The sequence below is a fragment of the Oceanobacillus sp. MO10714A genome, from assembly GCF_037072045.1.
In the GTDB taxonomy this organism is placed as follows: Bacteria; Bacillota; Bacilli; order Bacillales; family Amphibacillaceae; genus Oceanobacillus; species Oceanobacillus indicireducens.
The window spans coordinates 22,847-29,210 of sequence record NZ_JAXHDC010000042.1; the positions used below are offsets into that span (position 1 = coordinate 22,847).

Here is a 6,364-nt window from a genome sequence, read left to right on the forward strand (position 1 = left end):
TAAGTATAAATCCTTTCTTACTGTATAAGTGCAACTAAGGTTGTCACCGTAAGGCTTGGTGACAACCAAGTTTTCTAAGCTTTTGGGACAAATGCTCTGACCCCATGTCCCACTTTTCATGGTATACTATAAGGAGAATCCATACGTAAAGGGTGGTTTGCTTGGTTGAATTATGGTTTCAGGAATTTGGGGTAGGGATATTAAAGTTATTTCTTAATCCATTGTTGTATTGGATATTTATATTGATCTTTTTAGTTGGTTACAAGCGGATTAAGATGGAAAGGGAACAGTTCGGGGTGAAGGTCTTTGATTTATTCAGTGAATGGAGACGAACGTTGCTGCCGGCGGTTTTAACTGGAATTCTTATATCGCTTATTTTCATAGGAGCGGGAATTGTATTTTCCTATGGTTCGCTAATTATACTAAGCTTCATGATGATTCTATTATCTTTGAATTTACGATTTACATTATTATCGGCAAGTTATACGGTTGGGCTTACCTATATCGTCTTACTTTTTTTACCTTCACTGCTGGAGAAACAAGATATTATTCCCGTAGCTTATTTTGCGGAAAATAATTTTATTGGTCTCACATTTTTGCTTGGTGTCATGCTCGTTGTAGAGGCGATTTATGTTCGTCGCGTGAGGCGGGGAGAGACATTTCCACGCTTAGTTAAAAGTGAACGGGGTATTTGGATAGGAGAGCATCACTTAAGTAAAATGGCGATGATTCCATTGTTCTTCCTAGTACCAGGTGGGGCGTTAGAGAGTTTTGCTCCTTATTGGCCACTCATTCCGATTGGTGGAGAGAGTTATGGGATTATACTCTTTCCTTTTCTTCTCGGGTTTTCCCACCGGATTCGAGCGAATGTCGCTTCTGTTAGAGGAAAGCAGCTGGGGAAACAGATTCTGTGGCTTGGCATCGTAGTTATGATTATTTCTGTAGTCGGCTATTTCTTTAAGGGACTGTCTCCTGTTGCATTGGTAGTTGCTATTTTTGGAAGAGAGTTCATAACGTATCGACTACGTACACGGGACAAAAAACATAATGCCTTATTCAAACCAGAACAGCAAGGTTTGCGCATTCTTGGGATTATCCCTGGTACACCTGCTGAGCGCTTGGATATTCAAGTAGGCGAGGTTATCACAAAAATAAATGATAAACGAATAAACAGTTCAGATGAATTCTATGCAGGGCTTCAAGCGGCCGGTGCTTATTTTAAATTGGAGATCCTTGATGATAATGGAGAAATGCGGTTTGTCCAGAGTGCATTCTATGAAAGTGACCATTACCAGTTAGGATTGCTCTTTATTGAAGCGCCACACCGTACGAAAGAAATTCTTGTTGAAGGTTCGTAAGTAAATTACTATGGGAGGCATTCGTGGTTGGACCATACGAATGCCTCTTATAATAGGAGAAAAGTGGGAGGAAATAAGATGAAATTTTTTCATACAGCAGATTGGCATTTAGGAAAGCTTGTCCAAGGTGTTTATATGACAGAAGATCAGGAATACATATTAAAACAATTCGTGCAGGCTGTTGAAGAAGAGCAGCCGGATGCTGTGATTATTGCAGGTGATCTGTATGACCGAGCCGTTCCGCCGACGGAAGCGGTGCAGTTGCTTGATGACGTTCTGCATCACATCGTTCTCGATTTGGATGTGCCGGTTATTGCGATAGCAGGGAACCATGATAGCCCGAGTAGACTGGATTTCGGCAGTCGCTTGATGAAACAGAATGGATTCCATATGATTGGTAGATTACAAAAAGATTATAAACCAGTTGTATTGGAAGATGAATTTGGTGAAGTATATTTCCACCCAATCCCTTATGCCGATCCGAGCATGATTCGTAATTTATATGAAGACGATTCGATCCGTAATCATAATGATGCACAGGCAAAAATTATCGAGAAAATCAAAGCGTCCATCCTACCGAATACGCGGAATGTTGCAATTGCCCATGCTTTTGTTACACCGTTTGGGGAAGAAGCGGAGAATACGAGTGAATCGGAACGGCCATTATCTATCGGGGGATCTGAGTATGTGGATGCTACGATTTATAAAGATTTTAATTATACAGCACTCGGACACTTGCACCAAGCCCATTATGTCGCGAACGAAACGATTCGTTATGCCGGTTCCCCACTGAAATATTCTATATCCGAGGAACATCATAAGAAGGGGTTTTACGTCGTGACGCTGGACGGAGAAGGGAAAGTCGAGTTGGAAAAACGTTTGCTTATTCCAAGGCGGGATATGTATACGGTAGAAGGTTTTATAGAAGACATTTTAGCTGAATCCGTAAATGAAGATTATGTGTTTGTCCGATTGTTAGATGAAACTCCTGTGCTTTCTCCAATGGAAAAAATCCGCTCCGTTTATCCGAACGCGATGCATGTTGAACGAAAATATTACTCCGCCCTCCATTTATCCGATGATTCAGAGCAAATTCAGGAACGAAGAAAAATGACAGAACTAGAATTGTTCCGTGCCTTTTATGAGGAAGTAAAAGGGGAAGCACCGGGTGATGCGGCAGAGAATATTTTCAAAGAAGCACTTGAAGCGATTATGAATGAAGATAAATAATAGAAATAAAGGGGGAAAAGAAAGTGCGGCCATTAAAATTAACGATGACAGCATTTGGACCTTATAAAGATACGGAAACGGTGGACTTCGAAGAGCTTGAGGGCAATGATATATTCGTCATCTCCGGCAATACCGGCGCTGGTAAAACGACGATATTTGACGGGATCTGCTTTGCTCTCTATGGAACAGCAAGCGGACAAGACCGTGGGGAGTCAAAAATGCTCCGCAGCGATTTTGCCAAAGATGATGTTCATACCGCGGTTGAATTGGAGTTTGAGCTTAAAGGGAAACACTACCGGATCCGAAGACAGCTTGGCCACGTGAAGCAAGGAAACAAGTCGAAAACGGGTGATGATATTTTCTTTTTCGTACAGAAGGATGGAGAAGAAGTTCCTTGCGTTGATAGGCAAATCGTTTCGGAAGTGAATGAGCGGGTTGAGCAATTAATTGGGCTAACACAAGATCAGTTCAAGCAAATCGTCATGCTACCTCAAGGGGAATTCCGTAAGCTCCTCACCTCAGATACGGAGAATAAAGAAGCGATTCTACGCAGACTCTTCAAAACAGAAAACTATCAATCAATTAATAAGGTATTAAAGGAGAAACGCGACCAAGCTAAAATAGATTATGAACGGCAACTGCAAATTAGAAATGATTATATTCAAGGTATTTCATCTTATCTTCCATTACGGACGGATACGTTTATGAGCGAACTGTTGGAAGCGGAGTATCCGAATAGTAATCAAGTTGCTGCAGCCTTAGAAGAAGAGGCAAGCTTTTACGCGGAACAAGTCACTAGTGGAGAAGAGAAACACAAGCAAGCCTATGAACTGAGAAACAAACGGCAAAGCGAATACCATGAAGCCGAACATCTCAATGAACGCTTCCGTGAACTAGAGGAGAAGAAACAACAGCTAAAGGCGTTAAACGAAAGGGAAGTGGAATTTAAAGAGAAAGAAACACGTTTACAAGCTGCTGAAGAGGCAAATAGCCTGCTGTTTTTTGAGCAACAACGGGAACAAGCAGTGAAAGATGAACAATCGACAAGTGTAAATCTCAAACAAGCAAAAGTTCAACTAGAGCAAGCGAAAAAAGAATTACAAGAAGCAGAAGCAACTTTCAAAGCGGAAGAAAATAGGAAAACGGAGAGAGATCAAGTTGCTAAAGAATTGAACGAGCTGGAGAAAATTCTACCTGTTGTTCAAGGAATTGAAGAAACGAAACAAAAAATTAATCAAATTAAAAGTCGTGGCCAAGAGATAAAACAAAAGATGGAAGAGACAGAGAAACAGCTTGTGTCAACTGAAAAAGCATATGAGGAATATCGACGTGAAATTAGCAACCTAGATGATCGTATCGAGAAGTTAAGTGATAAACAAGCAGAGTATTTGCAGCTGAAGGATCAGGTGAGAATTTTTGAGCGCTATAGAAATATAACTGGGGAGATTAATGCATTAGAGAATAAAGCGACTGCCATTATCAACACATATAATGAAGCGAAGGAAAACTATCAGGAAAAAGAAACGTTATGGCTTAGTAATCAAGCGCTCGTGTTGGCAGGACATCTTCATGACGGCGAACCGTGTCCGGTATGTGGAAGTTTAGAACATCCACAAATTGCAGCTAGTGCTGAACAAACGGTGACAAGAGAGGAACTTCAGCTTGCGAAAAGCAATTTTGAAGAGAAAGAAAAAGCGTATCATCAAATTCGCATTCAACTTGAGGCAAAGAAAACTCAACAGAATGAAATTTTAGAGGAAGTAACGGAGCTAACAGCTGGGGAAGAGATCAATACCTTTTATGAACAGCTCGTTGCCACTGGTAAACAAGTACGCATTGAAGTGGAAGAATATAATGTAGTTAGAAAGAAAAGAAAAGAAAAAAAAGAGGAAGAAGAGAAATATGTCCAAATCAAACAGGAACTAGAACCGCTCTATAATCAACTGAAAGACAAGCATTACACATTGCGTGGGCAGTATAAGACGGAGTCGGCACTCCTTGAAGAAAGACTTCGAGATATCCCAGAATCATTAACGGATTTAAAAGTATTGAAAAACCAAATTAAAATGACCCAAGATAAAAAAGATCAACTGGAAAAAGCGTGGGATTCTGCCCAAAAATTGCTCGAAGCAAAGAGAGAGGCATATACAAAGAGCGAAACGCATACGTTGCATACAGAAAAGCAATTTAAAGAAATTACATTAAAAGTGGAAGAGGCAAGTAAAGCGTTCCGCGAGAAGTTAACAGAAGCGGGATTTGAATCAGAAGATACGTATTTCAAAGCCAAGTTATCGAGCGAAGAACAACGACTATTGAAACAGGAATTGACGGAATTCAAGCAGCAACTGGCCATTCTTTCCAAGCAAACGAAAGAGCTGACGGCAAGCTTAAAAGGAAAAGAGCCAAAGGATTTAGATGCATTGAAGCAAGAGCTGGATGAACTGGAGAAACAATACGAAGAGACGTTCAAACAGCTCAATGAAGCTCGTGACTATCAAAATCGTGCGCTCACGCGAAAGGAGGAGATTCTGGAAGCAGAAGAGGCATTAGTGAAGAAAGAACAGCTTGTTTCCGCTGTTTCCGATGTACATGATATGCTGCGCGGACAAAACAATAAGAAAATTTCTTTTGAACGCTTTTTACAAATGGAATATTTGGAGCAAATCATTCATTCTGCCAACGATAGGTTACAGAAGCTCTCCAATAACCAGTATTATTTAACGAGAAGTGACAGACAAGAGACGCATGGTAAACAGAGCGGACTTGCGCTTGATGTATATGATAACCATACTGGGGTAACGAGAGATGTAAAAACATTGTCCGGTGGGGAGAAATTCAATGCAGCTTTATCCCTTGCTTTAGGGATGTCTGACGTGATTCAGAGTTTCCAGGGGAGTATTGCGATCGATACGATGTTTATCGACGAAGGATTCGGTTCGCTTGATGAAGATGCCCTCGCCAAAGCCGTCGACACCCTCGTTGATCTCATGGAGACAGGCCGCATGATCGGTGTGATTTCCCATGTCAAAGAGCTTAAAGAAATCTTCCCAGCCATCCTGGAAGTCAAAAAAACCAAACAAGGCCACAGCGAAACAGCCTTTGTACTAAAATGATAAACCATCATTCTTCACTTTAGGAACTCTCACTTTCATCCAGCGTAAGTGTGTGCAATCTTCTTCTGGAGGTCCGCAGTCCAGACACCTCTCGCTTTCCGCAGGCGGCTGGTGAGCCTCCTCGGGCTGTCGCCCTGCGGGGTCTCACCTATGCCTATCGACGAACAGGAAGTTCTAATGCCGGCGTTGGTCACAGGACGTGACCGTTCTTAGCCGGCCTCCTGCTGGAGTCTCGAGGTGTCTGGACTGCTCAGAGGAAAGGCTAAATTTGGAGAATTATTTTTCATTTTGTAAGAGGACACCTATCATGGTGGGATATTTTCCATTAATAATAACCCTCCCTACCAGTTCAGTTGCCCGGTGGACGGTGACTCCTGCGGGAATAGCACGAGTCTGGAGACCCCTTAGTGCTCGGCCCGAGGCAGACTAAGAACGCTCTCGTATGTGGCAACGTCTGCATTAGCACGTCCTATGCGTCGAGGCTTCGGCTGTGCCCGCGGAAAGCATCCGTCCACCGGGCAACTGAACGGCGATTAGAGTTCTAAACTAAAGGAACGAGCAAAACACTTACGCCGGATGAAAGTGATGAGCAAGCTCTTCTAGGCATATCGTTTCAAGGCTGCAGACCCTGAATCGAAAGCTTCTTTTTACGGTTTAGCAATA

At 42.2% G+C, this 6,364-nt stretch carries 3 protein-coding genes; all 3 read left to right on the forward strand.

Features of this window, described 5'->3' with window-relative positions:
* Positions 1 to 161 precede the first annotated feature (161 nt).
* Complete coding sequence (locus SPD53_RS15925; protein WP_336253150.1) at positions 162 to 1,358, forward strand: PDZ domain-containing protein; 1,197 nt, start codon at positions 162 to 164, stop codon at positions 1,356 to 1,358.
* A gap of 78 nt (positions 1,359 to 1,436) precedes the next feature.
* A complete protein-coding gene (locus tag SPD53_RS15930; RefSeq protein WP_336253151.1) occupies positions 1,437 to 2,588 on the forward strand; it encodes an exonuclease SbcCD subunit D in 1,152 nt (383 codons plus the stop codon).
* Positions 2,589 to 2,611: 23 nt separating this feature from the next.
* A complete protein-coding gene (locus SPD53_RS15935; protein WP_336253152.1) occupies positions 2,612 to 5,701 on the forward strand; it encodes an SMC family ATPase in 3,090 nt (1,029 codons plus the stop codon).
* Positions 5,702 to 6,364 lie beyond the last annotated feature (663 nt).